This is a genomic window from Desulfomicrobium macestii, from assembly GCF_014873765.1.
GTDB classification, from domain to species: Bacteria; Desulfobacterota; Desulfovibrionia; order Desulfovibrionales; family Desulfomicrobiaceae; genus Desulfomicrobium; species Desulfomicrobium macestii.
This window is the reverse complement of sequence record NZ_JADBGG010000013.1, coordinates 1-14,266: the sequence shown is the minus strand read 5'-3', so window position 1 is coordinate 14,266 and position 14,266 is coordinate 1. Positions and strand designations below refer to the sequence as shown.

13 protein-coding genes and 1 pseudogene are annotated in these 14,266 nt (G+C 59.4%); 4 read left to right on the top strand and 10 right to left on the bottom strand.

Annotated features, from left to right (window positions below; genetic code table 11):
* Positions 1-99: 99 nt before the first annotated feature.
* Positions 100-1,158 (bottom strand): recombinase RecA, encoded by a 1,059-nt coding sequence (gene recA, locus H4684_RS09730; protein WP_092189956.1) that lies wholly within the window; start codon positions 1,156-1,158, stop codon positions 100-102.
* Positions 1,159-1,348: 190 nt separating this feature from the next.
* Between recA and H4684_RS09725 the strand changes: the two genes are divergently transcribed.
* Positions 1,349-2,422: an adenine nucleotide alpha hydrolase family protein gene (locus H4684_RS09725; RefSeq protein WP_192623581.1), complete on the top strand. Its 1,074-nt coding sequence runs from the start codon at positions 1,349-1,351 to the stop codon at positions 2,420-2,422.
* 225 nt (positions 2,423-2,647) lie between these two features.
* On the top strand, positions 2,648-3,259 hold the full coding sequence (gene wrbA, locus H4684_RS09720; protein ID WP_192623580.1) for an NAD(P)H:quinone oxidoreductase: 612 nt from the start codon (positions 2,648-2,650) through the stop codon (positions 3,257-3,259).
* A gap of 147 nt (positions 3,260-3,406) precedes the next feature.
* Here the strand turns inward: wrbA and H4684_RS09715 are convergent, their stop codons facing one another.
* From H4684_RS09715 to H4684_RS09700, 4 genes are all read right to left on the bottom strand, one after another.
* The gene (locus H4684_RS09715) at positions 3,407-3,943 is read right to left on the bottom strand and encodes a DUF3750 domain-containing protein (RefSeq protein ID WP_192623579.1); all 537 of its coding nucleotides are present in this window, start codon (positions 3,941-3,943) and stop codon (positions 3,407-3,409) included.
* Positions 3,940-4,713, bottom strand: coding sequence for a tRNA threonylcarbamoyladenosine dehydratase (locus tag H4684_RS09710; RefSeq protein ID WP_192623578.1), 774 nt, complete (start codon positions 4,711-4,713; stop codon positions 3,940-3,942). Before H4684_RS09710 ends, H4684_RS09715 begins: the two co-directional genes overlap by 4 nt.
* Before the next feature lie 145 nt (positions 4,714-4,858).
* Positions 4,859-5,683: a TatD family hydrolase gene (locus H4684_RS09705; protein ID WP_192623577.1), complete on the bottom strand. Its 825-nt coding sequence runs from the start codon at positions 5,681-5,683 to the stop codon at positions 4,859-4,861.
* Between the two features lie 222 nt (positions 5,684-5,905).
* The gene (locus H4684_RS09700) at positions 5,906-6,319 is read right to left on the bottom strand and encodes a cereblon family protein (RefSeq protein WP_192623576.1); all 414 of its coding nucleotides are present in this window, start codon (positions 6,317-6,319) and stop codon (positions 5,906-5,908) included.
* A gap of 45 nt (positions 6,320-6,364) precedes the next feature.
* Here H4684_RS09700 and H4684_RS09695 point away from each other — a divergent pair, with 45 nt between their 5' ends.
* Positions 6,365-6,823 carry an L-2-amino-thiazoline-4-carboxylic acid hydrolase gene (locus tag H4684_RS09695; RefSeq protein ID WP_192623575.1) on the top strand — a complete coding sequence of 153 codons (459 nt, stop codon included), beginning with the start codon at positions 6,365-6,367 and terminating at the stop codon, positions 6,821-6,823.
* A 599-nt stretch (positions 6,824-7,422) separates the two neighbouring features.
* On the opposite strand, the gene H4684_RS09690 is transcribed toward H4684_RS09695, so the two are convergent.
* The 3 genes and pseudogenes from H4684_RS09690 to H4684_RS09680 all read right to left on the bottom strand — a co-directional run.
* Positions 7,423-9,777 carry a mechanosensitive ion channel family protein gene (locus tag H4684_RS09690; RefSeq protein ID WP_192623574.1) on the bottom strand — a complete coding sequence of 785 codons (2,355 nt, stop codon included), beginning with the start codon at positions 9,775-9,777 and terminating at the stop codon, positions 7,423-7,425.
* Between the two features lie 63 nt (positions 9,778-9,840).
* Complete coding sequence (locus H4684_RS09685; RefSeq protein ID WP_092189938.1) at positions 9,841-11,178, bottom strand: M48 family metalloprotease; 1,338 nt, start codon at positions 11,176-11,178, stop codon at positions 9,841-9,843.
* Between the two features lie 83 nt (positions 11,179-11,261).
* Positions 11,262-12,152 (bottom strand): annotated as a pseudogene (locus H4684_RS09680) (YifB family Mg chelatase-like AAA ATPase); the annotation flags it as partial.
* A gap of 2 nt (positions 12,153-12,154) precedes the next feature.
* Between H4684_RS09680 and H4684_RS09675 the strand changes: the two are divergent.
* Positions 12,155-12,631 (top strand): recombinase family protein, encoded by a 477-nt coding sequence (locus H4684_RS09675; RefSeq protein ID WP_225940353.1) that lies wholly within the window; start codon positions 12,155-12,157, stop codon positions 12,629-12,631.
* A 90-nt stretch (positions 12,632-12,721) separates the two neighbouring features.
* Here the strand turns inward: H4684_RS09675 and istB are convergent, their stop codons facing one another.
* Together istB and H4684_RS09665 are read right to left on the bottom strand one after the other, a co-directional pair.
* Positions 12,722-13,465: an IS21-like element helper ATPase IstB gene (gene istB, locus H4684_RS09670; RefSeq protein ID WP_192623573.1), complete on the bottom strand. Its 744-nt coding sequence runs from the start codon at positions 13,463-13,465 to the stop codon at positions 12,722-12,724.
* Positions 13,459-14,266: transposase (locus H4684_RS09665; RefSeq protein ID WP_192623572.1), on the bottom strand; the 808-nt coding region annotated here is incomplete at its 5' end. The genes H4684_RS09665 and istB, both read right to left, overlap by 7 nt.

Genomic DNA, 14,266 nt, shown 5'->3' with positions numbered 1-14,266 from the left:
AATGACGCATCCCTGACGCGGCAGTTTGTCGTCATCCCCGCGAAGGCGGAAATCCATGCTTTTCACTTTACGTTCAACGAAAAATTCAGCCGAAAAGAGCTATTCGACGGGCGCAAGCTCAACCGGCGCTTCCTGCTCCGGAACGGGCATGCCCAGGTGTTCGAGCAGGGCGCGTTCGATCTGCATGCGCAAATCGTCGTTGTCCTGCAAAAAGGCGCGGACATTCTCCTTGCCCTGGCCCAGCCGTTCCGAACCAAAGGCGTACCAGGCGCCGCTCTTGTCGACGATGCCCTGCTCGACGCCAAGGTCGAGCAGTTCTCCGACACGCGAGATGCCGGTGCCGAAAAGCACGTCGTACTCGGCTTCGCGGAAGGGCGGAGCCATCTTGTTCTTGACGACCTTGACCCGCACCCGGTTGCCGTAGGACTCTTCCTTGTCCTTGAGGGTCTGGATGCGGCGCAGGTCCAGACGCACGGAAGCGTAGAACTTCAGCGCGTTGCCGCCTGTGGTGGTCTCGGGGCTGCCGTAACCGGTCATGCCGATCTTCATGCGCAGCTGATTGATGAAGATGATGGATGTGCGCGACTTGTGGATCGTGCCGGTCAGCTTGCGCATGGCATGAGACATGAGCCGGGCCTGCCCGCCGACCTGGGTCTCGCCCATGCTCCCTTCCAGTTCGGCCTGGGGGATGAGGGCGGCCACGGAGTCGACCACGACCACGTCCACGGCGCTGGAGCGGACCAGCATGTCCGCGATCTCCAGGGCCTGCTCGCCGTAGTCGGGCTGTGAAATGAGCAGATCCTCGGTCTTGACCCCGAGCCTGCGGGCGTAATTGATATCCAGGGCGTGCTCGGCGTCGATGAAGGCCGCCACGCCGCCGCGCTTCTGGGCTTCGGCGATGATGTGCAGGGCCTGGGTGGTTTTACCGGAGGATTCAGGCCCGAAAATTTCGGTAACCCTGCCGCGCGGAATGCCGCCCACGCCCAGCGCCAGATCAAGACCGATGGAGCCCGTGGGAATGACCGGGACCACCTGATGGGATGTATCGGAAAGACGCATGACCGAGCCCAGGCCGTAGCGGCGCTCGATTGTTGCCAGCGCGGTTTCCAGCGCTTCGCGGCGGGCATCTTCGGGAGAAACGTTTTTTGGTCGGGCCATGAGCAGCTCCATGAAAGTTGGGGTTTCCGAAAAACGGACAAGCAGTGATTCGTAGCAAATATGGTTTTGGAAGACAATTATTCAGGTCGCCGGGAAATTCGTACAATTCCCGCGCAGTGCGTGAAAATGGGGGGCACGTATGTATTTTCATCCTTGCGCCGCCCCCGGGCTTTGGCTAGCAGCACGGGTCATGAACACCTTTGACGCGCTCTCCCTTTTCTCCGGCGGCCTGGACAGCATCCTGGCCAGCAAGCTGATGCAAAGCCTCGGACACAAGGTTCTGGGGCTGCATTTCGTCAGCCCTTTTTTCGGCAAGCCGGAGCAGGTGCCCGAATGGGAACGGGAATACGGCATCCCCATCACGACCATCGACGTGGGTCAGGAGTTCGTGGACCTCATGGCCGCGTTCCCCCCCCACGGCTTCGGCAAGGTCCTGAACCCCTGTGTGGACTGCAAGATCCTGATGCTACGCCGGGCCAAAAAGCTGCTGCCGGTCTACGAGGCATCATACATAATCTCCGGCGAGGTTCTCGGACAGCGCCCCATGTCGCAACGCGCCGACACCCTGAACATCATCCGCAACGACGCCGATGTCCGCGAAGTGCTGCTGCGCCCCTTGAGCGCCGGCCTGCTTCCCGTCACGCCTATGGAGGAATCAGGGCTGATCGATCGCGCCAAGCTGCGCTCTCTGGTCGGCCGCGGGCGCAAAGGACAATACGCCCTGGCCAAGGAACTGGGCGTGACCAAGATTCCGACCCAGGCAGGTGGATGCCGCCTCGGAGAGCGGGAATCGGCCCGGCGCTACTGGCCCATCCTGCGCACATTCCCAAAACCCCTCGCCCCGTATTTCGATCTGGCCAACGTCGGACGCCAACTCTGGCGCAGGGAAGCCGACACGGTCACCGGCCACTGGATGGTCATGGGCCGGGACTACAGGGATAACCAGAAACTCCTGAAGCTGGTCAGCCCCGAGCAGTACGTCTTCGAACTCAAAAGCTTCCCCGGGCCCAGCGCCGTCGGCGTCCCGATTCCCGGACTGAACTGGACCGATGAGATCCTGGCCGAAGCGGCGGCCTGCCTGGCATCCTTTTCCCCCAAGGCCAGAATGCACGGTGATGCCGTGGAAGTTTCCATCGAGCGCCACGGCGCGGAACGCATCATTTCAGTCCGCCCCGACAGGCCCCACGGCTTCGAGGACAATCTGACCTGGCCCCAGACCCGGGCGCAACAGAAGATTTGGGAGCGAACGCTGGCCGAAATCTGACCGTTTCGACATTTTCCGCCTCGAATCTCCCATTCTTTGCCTCCAGCCCTCATTTTTCGTATCCTTGCGCCATAAAATCCCGTATCAAGGCTCGAAAAGCGCAGGGCTTTTCGTATCATTTCGGCCGGTACCCTTGACTCGTATCAATAAATTCGCCAATAGTAATGCCTATCAAAACCATCAACATTGTGACTGAGTCCTAGTCACAACATATGGAGAGTAATCATGAAAATGCTGATAATTTATTATTCGGCCTACGGTCATATCCGCACCATGGCAGAAGCAGCCGCTGCTGCGGCCCTTGAAATTCCGGGAGTAGAGGTGACCCTGCGCCGCGTGAGCGAAACGTTGAGCGATGACATCCTGGCCAAAATGGGGGCGCTGGAAGCGGCCAAGGCACAGGCCGATGTGCCGGTGGTCACGGTCGAGGAATTGGCGGAAGCCGATGCAGTGCTGTTCGGCACCCCGACACGCTTTGGCAACATGACCGCCCAGATGAGGCAATTTTTGGACTCGACCGGGGGGCTGTGGATGAAGGGTGCCCTGGTCGGCAAGCCCGGCGGAGTGTTCGCGTCCAGCGCGACCCAGCACGGCGGGCAGGAATCGACGATCCTGTCCTTTCACACCTATCTGCTGCATCAGGGCATGGTGGTGGTCGGTCTGCCCTATGCATTCCAGGGTCAGATGCGCATTGACGAGATCACCGGCGGCTCACCCTACGGAGCCAGCACCATCGCCGGTGGCGACGGCTCCCGTCAGCCCTCGGAGAACGAGCTTGAGGGAGTACGCTTCCAGGCCAGGCACCTGGCCGAAATCGGCTTGAAGCTCAAGGGCTGAAAACCGCTGCAGGCATGAACCGACCCCGCGCATCTTTTGATCGCGGGGTCTTTTTTTTCCCCTGAGCCTGCCGAGTTGAAGCAGTTTCGGTGCAAAGAAGAGCAGTTTGAAGAACTATCCTTGATACGGCCACCCGCCAGCCAATGATCACCTGGAAGCAGCGTACCCACTGCCTATGGCGGAAAAAGGCAGGTCCAGGCCCAGTTCCGGGACTTGTCTGCCGATCCAGGCCACGAAGGTGTTGCTGTTGGGGCCGGGGAAGGCCTTGTATTCCGTAGGCCACGGATAATTTCTGGCGGCGCGGTCCACGGCCTCGATCATCTCGTCCACACCTGGCCCCCTGTGTTCCACGAGCAGACGGGGCGGGGCTCCGTACCAGTGGCGGTCGGGAGCGTCCTTGGCAATGCCCACGACCGGGTTGCCCCTGTGCGCCCTCCAGCCGACTACGTCGTAGACCGTGTAGGAATCTTCCCCGGTGCGTTTGGCCGCGACCCAGGTATGGATGGCGAACCAGCCCCGCCAGCCCCAGGCGTCGGCTCCGTAGACATGCAGCACGGCCTCGGGGGTTTGGGCCGGGTCGGGGGCGATCCCGGCAGGTTCGCGGCTGGCCGTGCGCCAATCCTGGTTGGAGGAACAGGAAAAGAGCAACACCATCATGCACAGCAGAGCCAGACGAATCCTCATTCTTCCCCCTTCGTGTTTTCAGCGTCCTTGCCGGGTTCGAATCCGCCAAGCAATACGCGCACGACCTCACTGGCCACGTAGAGCCCGAACATGCCCGTCAGGTACGAAATGGACCCGATGGGCGCACGCGGACGGCCGCTGACGCCCTGTTCAAGCCCCTCGTCGATAATCGGAGCGTTCTTGTTCAGCGCAGCCTCGGTGGAGAACACGCAGCGCACGCCCGTGGTCACGCCCCGACGGCGCAGGCGCTTGCGGATTATCTGGGCCAGGGGGCACATGAAGGATTTTGAAATATCCGCAGCCAGGATCTTGGAGGGATCCAGCTTGGCCGCCGCGCCCATGCTGACCACAACGGGCAGGCCCGCCTCGCGCGCCGCCACGATGAGGTTGACCTTGGAGTTGACGCCGTCGATGGCGTCCACCACCACGTCGAAGCGCGGCTCCATGAGCCCGGCCACGTTGTCGCCGTCCACGAACTGGACCCTAGCCTCGACACGACAGTCCGGGTTGATGTCCAGCACCCGCTCCCGAGCCACATCCGCCTTGTGTCTGCCCACGGTCGAGTGCAGGGCGAAGAGTTGCCGATTGATGTTGGAGAGCCCTACGGTATCGTGGTCAAAGAGAACGAGGCTCCCCACCCCGGCCCGAGCCAGAGCCTCCACCACATAGGACCCCACGGCCCCCAGCCCGAACACGGCCACCGTCCCCCCCTGCAGGCGGGCCAGGCCATCCTCGCCAATGAGCTGCATGGTCCGGGCGAATCGCATCATTGTTCATCCTCCATAACGGATTGCATCGTCTCTCTTCGTGTTCAAAAATATCAGTTTAAGATGGATCGCCGCCCTGCGCGGTACCCGGATATTGGGCGGCATGGGGCGAAGAAGGGCAGGCACGCAGGCCTGCCCCAACATTTCATTACTTCACCGCGCCATCACTTTCGCAGCACCGAAAAAACTCCCGCGCATTGGCAGCCGTCCGTGCCGCCACCTCCTCCGGTCTCTCCCCCCGTAACTCCGCCAGAACCTCAATCACCATGGGCAGGTAAGCCGGTTCGTTGCGCTCAAAATCAACTCCGACCGGAGCGATGGCCGGGCTGTCGGACTCCACCAGTAAGCGCTCTGGTGAAACCCTTACACAGGCGGTACGCGCCTTGCGATTGGCCGTCCTCGTTATGGAAGCGCAAATGGAGATGTGAAAACCCAGTTTTTCAAAAACCGGAACCATCTCATGCGACCCGGCATAAGCGTGCAGCATCATGAATGGCGGGCGCCTCCGCATCTCTCCGACCAGATCCGCCAACCGGCCAAAAGCCTTGCGGCAATGCACCGTCACGGGCCTTCCGTACCGCGCCGCCAGTTCCATCTGGGCCAGAAACACTTCTTCCTGTTCGGCGTCATTGCGTTCCTCCAGGGCGTTGTCCAGCCCGATTTCGCCGACGCCGACAGGGTTGTCCGCTACCAGACCTTCAAGCCGCGCAAGCCAGCCCGATCCGCGCTCGGCCACGTACCAGGGGTGAAGGCCCAAAGATACGCAGATATCCGCATGGCTGCGGCCAAGCCCCAGCACATAATCCCAATCCCCCTCGTGGGTGCCGTTGCAGCACATCATGCGCACCCCGGCTGCTCGGGCCCGGATCAGGGCCGGTTCCAGGGCGTGACGCAAAAAGCCGTCCTGCAGGTGGCAGTGGGCATCGACCAGCCCGGGCGCATCCGAAACATGAAATGAATTTGCCTTGCTCATGCCGAGAATTGTGTCACATGAGTTGACGCCGCCCCCAGGCGTGCGCATGAAAGAGGTTCGAAGTGCAACCTCAAGGAGGATGACATGGAAAGCATATTGTACCTGCTGCTCTTGGTGGGCATATGGGTGGTCTTGGTCAAGGTCGTATTCCCCAAAATCGGCATTCACGGCTGAGGACCGGCATCAAAGAGCTGCAGTTGGCAGCCCAAGGACAAAGACAAGTCATGAACCGGACTCGCGCAAGAAGGCCATGATCAGGCCCGTAAACCCGTCCCCCGCGCCGCGATATTCCCAGCCGAGATGGACGGCGCACCGACGGCACATGGCATAACGCCACGCATAACCCGGGAACCAGCTGAAATCATGCGTGAACTCACCTTCAAAGCGGCATCCCGGCGCAACGGCGAAGCAGCCGACTTCGAAGAGGATGCCGGCAGGATTGAACAAGGCATGCACATGCTTGCCACCCACTGAAATCCGGTCCCGAATCCGGGTCACGGGCTGGCCGCAGGTGCGGCAAAGCAGGGCCCCGCGACCGGACTCGTCCAGCTCGGGGCTATCCAAGTCCGCCAAAACCGGGGATTGGGCGGGGAAATCGCTTTCCCGAAAATACGCGGGAACATCCATTGCAGGCATGCCCCGCCCAGTACCTCAAGACTCTACTGAAAGCAAAGAGGCCCCATGAGCATGATCGCCACCCGCACGGCCCAGGCCGGGCTTGCCGCCCGAATCTTCACGTCCCTGAAAGCGCATCTCGACCCCTCGCTGGCCGAAAAAATTCTGGCCGAAGCCATCCAGACCGACGCCATGGCCGCAGGACAGGCATTTGCCCGTCAGGCTCCCGAAGGGCCAAACCTTGAACACTTCGCAACCGTTCTCGAACGATGGCAGGAGGACAACGCTCTTGTCATTGAAGATGTGAAACTCAGCGACGACACTCTCGCTTTTGTCGTCACGGGCTGCGCCTACGCCCGCGTCTATGAGCAAATGCGCCTTGAGCCTGAACTGGGTTTCATGCTGTCCTGCGCCCGGGACGAGCCTTTCGCCCAGGGCTATAGCCCTTGCCTGAGCATGCAGCGCTCCGAAACCATAATGCAAGGCCGACCCTGCTGCAGATTCACCTTCACGTGGCGGAAATGACGTGAATGTTCGTAAAATATGCTCATTATTTTAGATTGTTACCTATAATACGAACAAACTGACTACCCGTCCCGCTCATCACCCCTCTCAAAGCAGACCGTTGCCATCCAACTGCCACCTTTTCTGGATTGTATATATTTAATACCATTATTTCAGGATATTAGATATATTACAAACATTGCAAACAACAACCCCAACGCGAATCCTCACCCGGACTCTCATTGTGCTGCAAGCTGTTCCCTTGCTGTTCGTAACTTTGAAACTTCTAGTGACACCGGTAGTGGGCTTCTTTTATGAACACCTGCGCAGATCCGACGGACGGAAAAACCGCGCCCTTACCTTAACTTTCTGTTTAATTTCATAATGTTAATTCAATTACAAACAAACCTACAAGCTGCTTTCGGCCAGCCTTTTTCCTGTCACCAAGCCTGTTCGTATCGTGTTCAAAAATTGTCCCTGATTGCGCGGGCATGTTCTGAACATGTTCTTTTACGCTCAGGCGTGATTATGAACAGCAAACGTCACACGCTGGAATAAAAACGTAAAAAAGGGCCGCTCTTCGCAGGAAGAACGGCCCTTGATTTTGGATTGTCTGGAACTCAAGCCTTGGATTTGACCTCGATGGTCCCGTCACCGGGACGCATGTGCACATCCATCTGCGGGAAGGGAATCTCCACTCCGTGTTCACGAAACTTGGCTTCGATGGTCTCGCGAATCTCCGAGCACGAGGAAAGAGCAAAATCAACGTGCCGCACCCAGAAGCGCAGGATGAAATCCAGGGAACTGGCTCCGAAGTCGTTGAAAATGACCCACGGCTCGGGGCTTGAAAGGACAGCCGGGTGTTCTCGGGCAATCTCCAGCAGGATCTTCTTGACCTGCTGCACATCGGATCCGTAGGCCACGCCCACAAGCACGTCCCGCCTGATGCTCACGTCGTTGCGATGCGTCCAGTTGGTGACCTGGTTGGCGATGAGGGTGGAATTGGGCAGAAAGATCTTGGCATTGTCGAAGGTCTGGACCTCGGTGTTGCGGATGTTGACGCTCATGACCTTGGCCCAGATCCCGTTGACCTCGATGATGTCGCCGGGCTGAATGGCGCGGTCAAAGAGGAGAATGAGACCGCTTATGAAGTTGCTGATGATGGTCTGCATGCCGAAACCGATGCCCACCGAAAGACCACCGGCGATGACCGCGAAGTTGGTCAGGCTGATGCCGAGCAGGTTGACGCTGACCAGACCGAAGAGCAACCACAGACAATAGATGCCTATACGCTGGAGCGACGCAGCCGCGCCGTGATCGATGTTTTTCCAGCGCAGATTCTCGCTGTCCAGGACCGTTTTCCAGGCCAGGGCCAGAGAGCGAACCACCTGAAAAAGCAGGAGGACAACGCCAAGGCGCAGGAAATTGAAGGAGAAATCCCCCCAGTTCAATTCCAGTGTCGACAGTTTTTCATAAACAACGTTGGTGCCAAGATTGATCGAGACCCAGGCCATGATACCGAGCACCACGACCAGCCAGACCAGCAGCGTCAGGAAGGTCACGGCCAAATCCGCCACCAGGGCCCTGAAGCCGCCCTTGTCGAGTTTTTCGAACACCACCCGCACCACGCTCGACGCTCCGATCCCCAGTTGCACGGCCAAGGCCAGAACGCCCCACAACGTGCTGGCCAACACGGCCAGATTGCCCCAACCGAGCACGGCCATGGCCACCAGAATCGCCATTGCGTAGGGATGCACCCTGCGGATGAGACGCTCGTAGCGTAGCGAGGGCTGAATCATGCCAAAGAAAAGACTGCTCAAAACCACAAGACCGACCCAGGCGAGGTGCTCCATCCATTGCGGCAGGCGCAACAGATCCAGCACCGCCACGCTGATGGACAGAAAGACCAGCGGCAGCAACGGCTGCAAGCTCTTCTTTTCCAACCTTCCGCGCACGTTGCGAAAAACCCAGGCCAGGGCCTGCACACCCATCAGCATGAGCACATGCGTGGCGGCCAGAAGCAGGGATGTCTGCTTGACCTGCCCGGCCAGGAACGCTGCAAGCAGCGAAAGCGCCAGAGACAGGCAGAGAATGCCGAAAGCCGAAGTCAAACGTCCGCCGGCGTAGGCATTCTGAAACACCCGTTCCAGAAATCTGTAGGCGGCAAAACCGACAAAGACGAAGGGCAGCCAGAACAGCACAAGCATTCCGATCCAATCCCCACGCTCCTGCGCCACGGTGGAATATTGGCTGATGAACAAGATCTTGAGGTTCGAAAACCAGTCCACGAGATCCTTGCGGACGTCCACTCCTGTTGCCGGCAACAGACGGAATTCCTTGGCATCCAGAAATTCAGCCCTCCAGATGAGAGGAAGCTGGGTCTGAAAGTTACTTACCCATTCAGCGGCTCGGGTCTGAATTTCAGCCATCTGGGTCTGCAATTTCTCCACCCGGTCCTGCAAGTCCGTCACTTTTCGATCCACGGCAGTGACATTCCGGCGCATGGCCTGCACATCATCGCGCACGGCCTTGTCGAGGCCGGTCGCCCATTTGCGATCCAGATCCTCCTGCAGGGTGTCGACAGTGATCGCCTTGGTCCGAACCTCCCTGACCAAAGCCTCAAGCGGCTGCGATTCCTTGGCCAGGGTCAATTGCAGATACGTGGCCTCGGCCAGGGCCACGCGCATGTCGTAAGGATTCGTCTTGACCATGCGCGCCATAACTTCAATGGTCTGCAAACGCGTCCGGGCTGTTTCGAGGGCGGTCTTGAATCCTGCCTCCTGCCTGTCCAGCTCCTGCTGCAACAGGTCCACTTCCCGTTGCAGGCCATCTATTTCCTTGGCCTTGGTTTGAAAAAAGGAAGAGAGCACCGTTACGCTTTCGGAAACCGGCGGCTCCTCTTCGGCCCGGCCGGAGGTGCCAGAACATAAAAGGCTCGCAAGCAGAAGCGTCAAAACCAATATCTTCAATTTCATAGATTCCTCAAACAAAGAGGCCACCCGTTCCCAAGTGGCCTCCTGTGCAGTCTGCCGTCAGGTTTACAGGTATCCCCAGGTCTTGAGCCTGGAATAGGCATGCTGGGCCATTTCGCCCTGGGTCACGACCTTGAGGTAGCGGTGGTATTCCCGGGCCGCATCTTGTTTGTTCTTCATGCCCTCATAGGAAAAACCCTTCATGAAGACCGTCGTCGGATTGCCGGGCAAAACCCGCTCATAGGATGAAAAATCCGCCAGGGCGCTTGCGTAATCCTTGTTCAGGATGGAGGCCACGCCGTGCATGTGATGGGCCTGGGCTTCGGTGGGATAGACCCGTCTCGCCCTGGCAGCGTAATCCGCCGCCGCTTTTGCCTTTTTCTGGGCAATCAGGCACTTGGACATCATGACCAGCCCTGCATAGTCATCTGGAGAAAACTTGAGACCTTCGGCGTACAGCCCTTGGGCGACCGCGTATTCCCTGGCGCCCATGGCCTTGTCCCCTTCCTGAAAACGCTTGAACATGGGCGCGAGCTTGCGCAACCGGGCCGTGGAATCCATGTAGCGTTCCCTGTAAACCGGAAGATTCTGGCTGCCCCCGAAACGGGTGTGCGAACGGGCCACGGCGGTGTCGTAGCGCTCGGTGCTCATGGGATGAGAGGAGAACATGGCTTCGATGGCACTGGGCTGGCTCCTGCCCATGGAACGCAGCACATCCATAAGCCCGACCATGCCTTGGGGGGAATATCCGGCCCCGACCATGTACTCCATGCCCAGATCATCGGCCTGACGCTCATCCTCGCGGCTGTACTTGGCCAGGAAAAGACTTGCGCCGAGCCCGCCCACGGTCCCGGCCAGGTTGCCAAGACTCTGGCTGGCCGAACCCGCGATGAGCGAAGCGCCGCCGACCAGCGCGCCAAGAATCTTGCTCTTGGACATGCGCGCCGCCGTGTGTCTGGCGTTGACGTGCCCGAGCTCATGGCCGATCAGGCCGGCCAGCTCCGCCTCGCTGTCCAGCTCGGCCAGGATGCCGCGCGTAATGGCGATGCTCCCTCCGGGAAAGGCGTAGGCGTTGACATAGGTCGCGTTCACTACATTGAACTTGTAAGGCATGTGCGCGCGATGCGTGACCCTGGCCAGACGGGCGCCCACGCCGCTGACGTAGCCGACCAGGGCCGCGTCCTGACTTATGCCGTAATCGGCTGAAAACTGATGAGGCGCGTTGACCCTGTCGATCTGGACTTCCTCGCCTTCCCCCATGAGCATGAGCTGGCTTTGGCCGGTCACGGGATTGGCCGCGCAGCCCGCCACGGCCGTGGACATGGTGGCCAGGGCGGCAAGTTTGATGAAATCCCGGCGGGTCAGGGTGCCGCGATAGGCACGATCGTCAAATACAGAGCTCATGTTCGACTCCTTCAATAAAATTCATGTGCAAAGCCTACACCAATGGCCCGCACGCTGACAACCCGCCCGGCCAGGACAAGGCCTCACTCCCGGCTCTGGCGATCAAGGCCCCTGTAATTGATGGCTTCGGCCAGATGTATGATCGAAAGATCCCGGTCTCCGGCCAGATCGGCAATGGTGCGGGAAATGCGCAGCACGCGCACAAAGGCCCGCGCCGACATGCCAAGACGCTGCACCGCGCCTTCCAGAAAGTCATGTTCGTTTTCGGTCAGAGGGCAAAACCGCTCCAGCCATTTGCCCGTGAGTTCCGAATTCGAGGAGAAATGCAGACCCGCGTAGCGCTCCTGCTGCACCTGCCGGGCGGCGTTGATGCGCTCCTGCATGACGGCGGAGCTGATGCTGCCCTGTTCCTGCTTCAGGTCACGGTATGGAACGGCCGGGACCTCGACGTGCAGATCGATGCGATCCAAAAGCGGACCAGAGAGGCGGGAACGGTAGCGCTGGATCTGTATGGGCGTGCAGGAACAGTGGTGCTTCTCATCGCCCAGATAGCCGCACGGGCAAGGGTTCATGGCCGCCACGAGCATGACGTCGCCGGGGTATTCAAGCGACACGGCGGCGCGTGAGATGGTCACGCGGCCCTCTTCCAGGGGCTGGCGCAGCACTTCGAGGACGTGCTTCTTGAACTCCGGGAGTTCGTCCAGAAACAGCACGCCCCGATGGGCCAGGGACAGCTCTCCGGGACGAGGATATTGTCCGCCGCCGATAAGCCCCGCGTCGGAAATGGTGTGATGCGGCGACCTGAAAGGGCGGGTCACCACCAACGGCTGATCCGGTGGCAGCTTCCCGGCCACGGAATAGACCTTGGTGACTTCCAGGGCCTCGTCGAAACCGAGCGGCGGCAGGACGGTCGGGATGCGGCTTGAGAGCATGGTCTTGCCGCTGCCCGGAGGGCCTATGAAAAGCATGTTGTGTCTTGAATACCCCAACTTTTTCTGACAAGATGACAGCCTACTTACTGTCTGTTTTTTTGAAGGAGAAAGATCACAAGATGATGAACCAAACCACGGGAACACCCAAGGCCAGGGCTTACAGCTACGTCCGCTTTTCAACTCCGGACCAGATGAAGGGCGACAGCTTCCGGAGGCAGGCAGAGGCCAGCCGCCGATATGCTGATGAGAACGGGCTTGAACTTGATGAGTCACTTACTTTCCATGATCTTGGGGTATCTGCCTTCCGTGGACGCAACATAGAGGACGGGGCTTTGGGCTCATTCCTTGACGCCGTAGACCAAGACAGAGTGAAGCCGGGTTCATACCTGCTGGTTGAGAGCTTGGACCGCCTGTCCAGGCAATCCGCTTACCGCGCCTTCAGGCAGTTCTCAGCTATTCTTGATAAGGGTGTCAACATAATCACCCTCCACGATGCGCATTCCGGACAAACTGACCAGTGATTCCACTGCAAACTGCCCACCTGTTCCGGCTGAAACTGACCAGGAAATCGGAGCGAAGCGACGCTGGTTTTGGGACGCTATGGGAACTGGTCAGTTGGGGTCAATGATGGATTTCATCTTCCGCATGGATTCTCCTTTGAGGTTGAGCTGGTAGGCGTTGTGTACAAGGCGGTCGAGGATAGCGTCAGCCACGGTCGCATCAGCGAGGTACTCGTGCCAGGCTGCCACTGGCAGTTGGCTGGTGACGATGGTCGAGTGCCTGCCGTGGCGGTCTTCGAACAGTTCAAGCAGCTCCCTGCATGTGGCCGGGGTCATCGGGGTCAAGCCCCAGTCGTCGAGCACGAGCAAAGGCGTTTTGGCAAAGGACCGCATGAGCTTTCCGTACCGACCGTCGGCTTTGGCGATCAGTAGATCCTCCATGAGTCGAGGCAAGCGCATGTACAAGGCGTCGAAGCCTTCCAGACAGGCCTTGTGAGCCAGGGCGCAGGCCAGGAAGCTCTTCCCTACGCCCGTCGCCCCGGTGATGAGCACGTTGTGTCCTTTGCCGACCCAGGAGCAGGAGCCCAGACTCATGACCAAGGTCTTGTCGAGCCCCCTTGGCGAGTGAAGGTCGATATCCTCGAAGCAGGCTGCGTGCCTGAGTTTTGCTTTCTTTAACCGGGTCGTAAGACGGCGGTTCATGCGGTGCAGTTTTTCGCGGTCGATGAGAAGCGCCAGGCGCTCTTCAAAGCACAGTTCTTCGATGCTCTGCATGGCCCGCTGTTCCTCCAGAGCCTTGGCCATGCCGCCAAGGCCCAAGGCATTGAGAGTCTGCGAGGTTGGATGGCTCAGCATGAGGCCTCCTTGCGGTAGTATTCCGGACCACGCACGTTGTCGTGGGGTATGGGAGTCTGGTCGGCGTTGTGGACCGGCAACGGCAGACGGTCCAGGCCGGTCTTGAGGATGGACTTGAGACTTTTCTGGGAAAGGGCTCCCAGATGCAGTGCCCGCTCACAGGCCGCGTCCAGGCGTGCGGAACCGTGCTCCTTGGCCAGCCCGATGACGCCCAGGCAGGATCTGTAGCCCTGTACTGGGTGTTTGCGTGAGCCCATGATGGCTTCCGTCAACGCAGAGACATTAGGGCCGAGCGTTAGCGCCCATTGTGCGAGGCGCTCCGGGGTCCAGCCCGCGTACTCTTGGTGACTTTTGGGCATGTGCTCCATGACGGTCGTATGCCGTCCCTTCTGCATGGACCGGGGATGAGCAGCCACACGTTGGCCCTTGTGGAAACATTCAACGGTGGTGGCTGTGATCCGGACGTCGATACGTTTTTTGATGAGGCTGCACGGCACGGAGTAATAATGCCCGTCTACTTCGACATGGTAGTCGATGTTGACGGTGGCCTGCTTCCACTCGGCAAAGACGTAAGGGGCGCACGGCAGCGGCAGGAGTGCCGGCTTGTCCAGCGTTTCGAAAGCCTCTCTCCTGTTGCCGGGCAACTTTTTGAACGGTCGGGTGTTGAGGTCAGTCACCAAGGCGGCGATGGCACGGTTGGCCTCGTTCAAGGATAGGAAGACTCGATTGCGCAACCTCGCCAGAATCCAGCGCTCCACGATTTGCACGGCGACCTCGACCTTGGCCTTGTCTTTAGGTTTG

Excerpts from the sequence above, each read along its gene's own strand:
- recA (WP_092189956.1), bottom strand. The coding sequence starts at position 1,158 with ATGGCCCGACCAAAAAACGTTTCTCCCGAAGATGCCCGCCGCGAAGCG.
- H4684_RS09725 (WP_192623581.1), top strand. The coding sequence starts at position 1,349 with ATGAACACCTTTGACGCGCTCTCCCTTTTCTCCGGCGGCCTGGACAGC.
- wrbA (WP_192623580.1), top strand. The coding sequence starts at position 2,648 with ATGAAAATGCTGATAATTTATTATTCGGCCTACGGTCATATCCGCACC.
- H4684_RS09715 (WP_192623579.1), bottom strand. The coding sequence starts at position 3,943 with ATGAGGATTCGTCTGGCTCTGCTGTGCATGATGGTGTTGCTCTTTTCC.
- H4684_RS09710 (WP_192623578.1), bottom strand. The coding sequence starts at position 4,713 with ATGATGCGATTCGCCCGGACCATGCAGCTCATTGGCGAGGATGGCCTG.
- H4684_RS09705 (WP_192623577.1), bottom strand. The coding sequence starts at position 5,683 with ATGAGCAAGGCAAATTCATTTCATGTTTCGGATGCGCCCGGGCTGGTC.
- H4684_RS09700 (WP_192623576.1), bottom strand. The coding sequence starts at position 6,319 with ATGCCTGCAATGGATGTTCCCGCGTATTTTCGGGAAAGCGATTTCCCC.
- H4684_RS09695 (WP_192623575.1), top strand. The coding sequence starts at position 6,365 with ATGAGCATGATCGCCACCCGCACGGCCCAGGCCGGGCTTGCCGCCCGA.
- H4684_RS09690 (WP_192623574.1), bottom strand. The coding sequence starts at position 9,777 with ATGAAATTGAAGATATTGGTTTTGACGCTTCTGCTTGCGAGCCTTTTA.
- H4684_RS09685 (WP_092189938.1), bottom strand. The coding sequence starts at position 11,178 with ATGAGCTCTGTATTTGACGATCGTGCCTATCGCGGCACCCTGACCCGC.
- istB (WP_192623573.1), bottom strand. The coding sequence starts at position 13,465 with ATGCTGAGCCATCCAACCTCGCAGACTCTCAATGCCTTGGGCCTTGGC.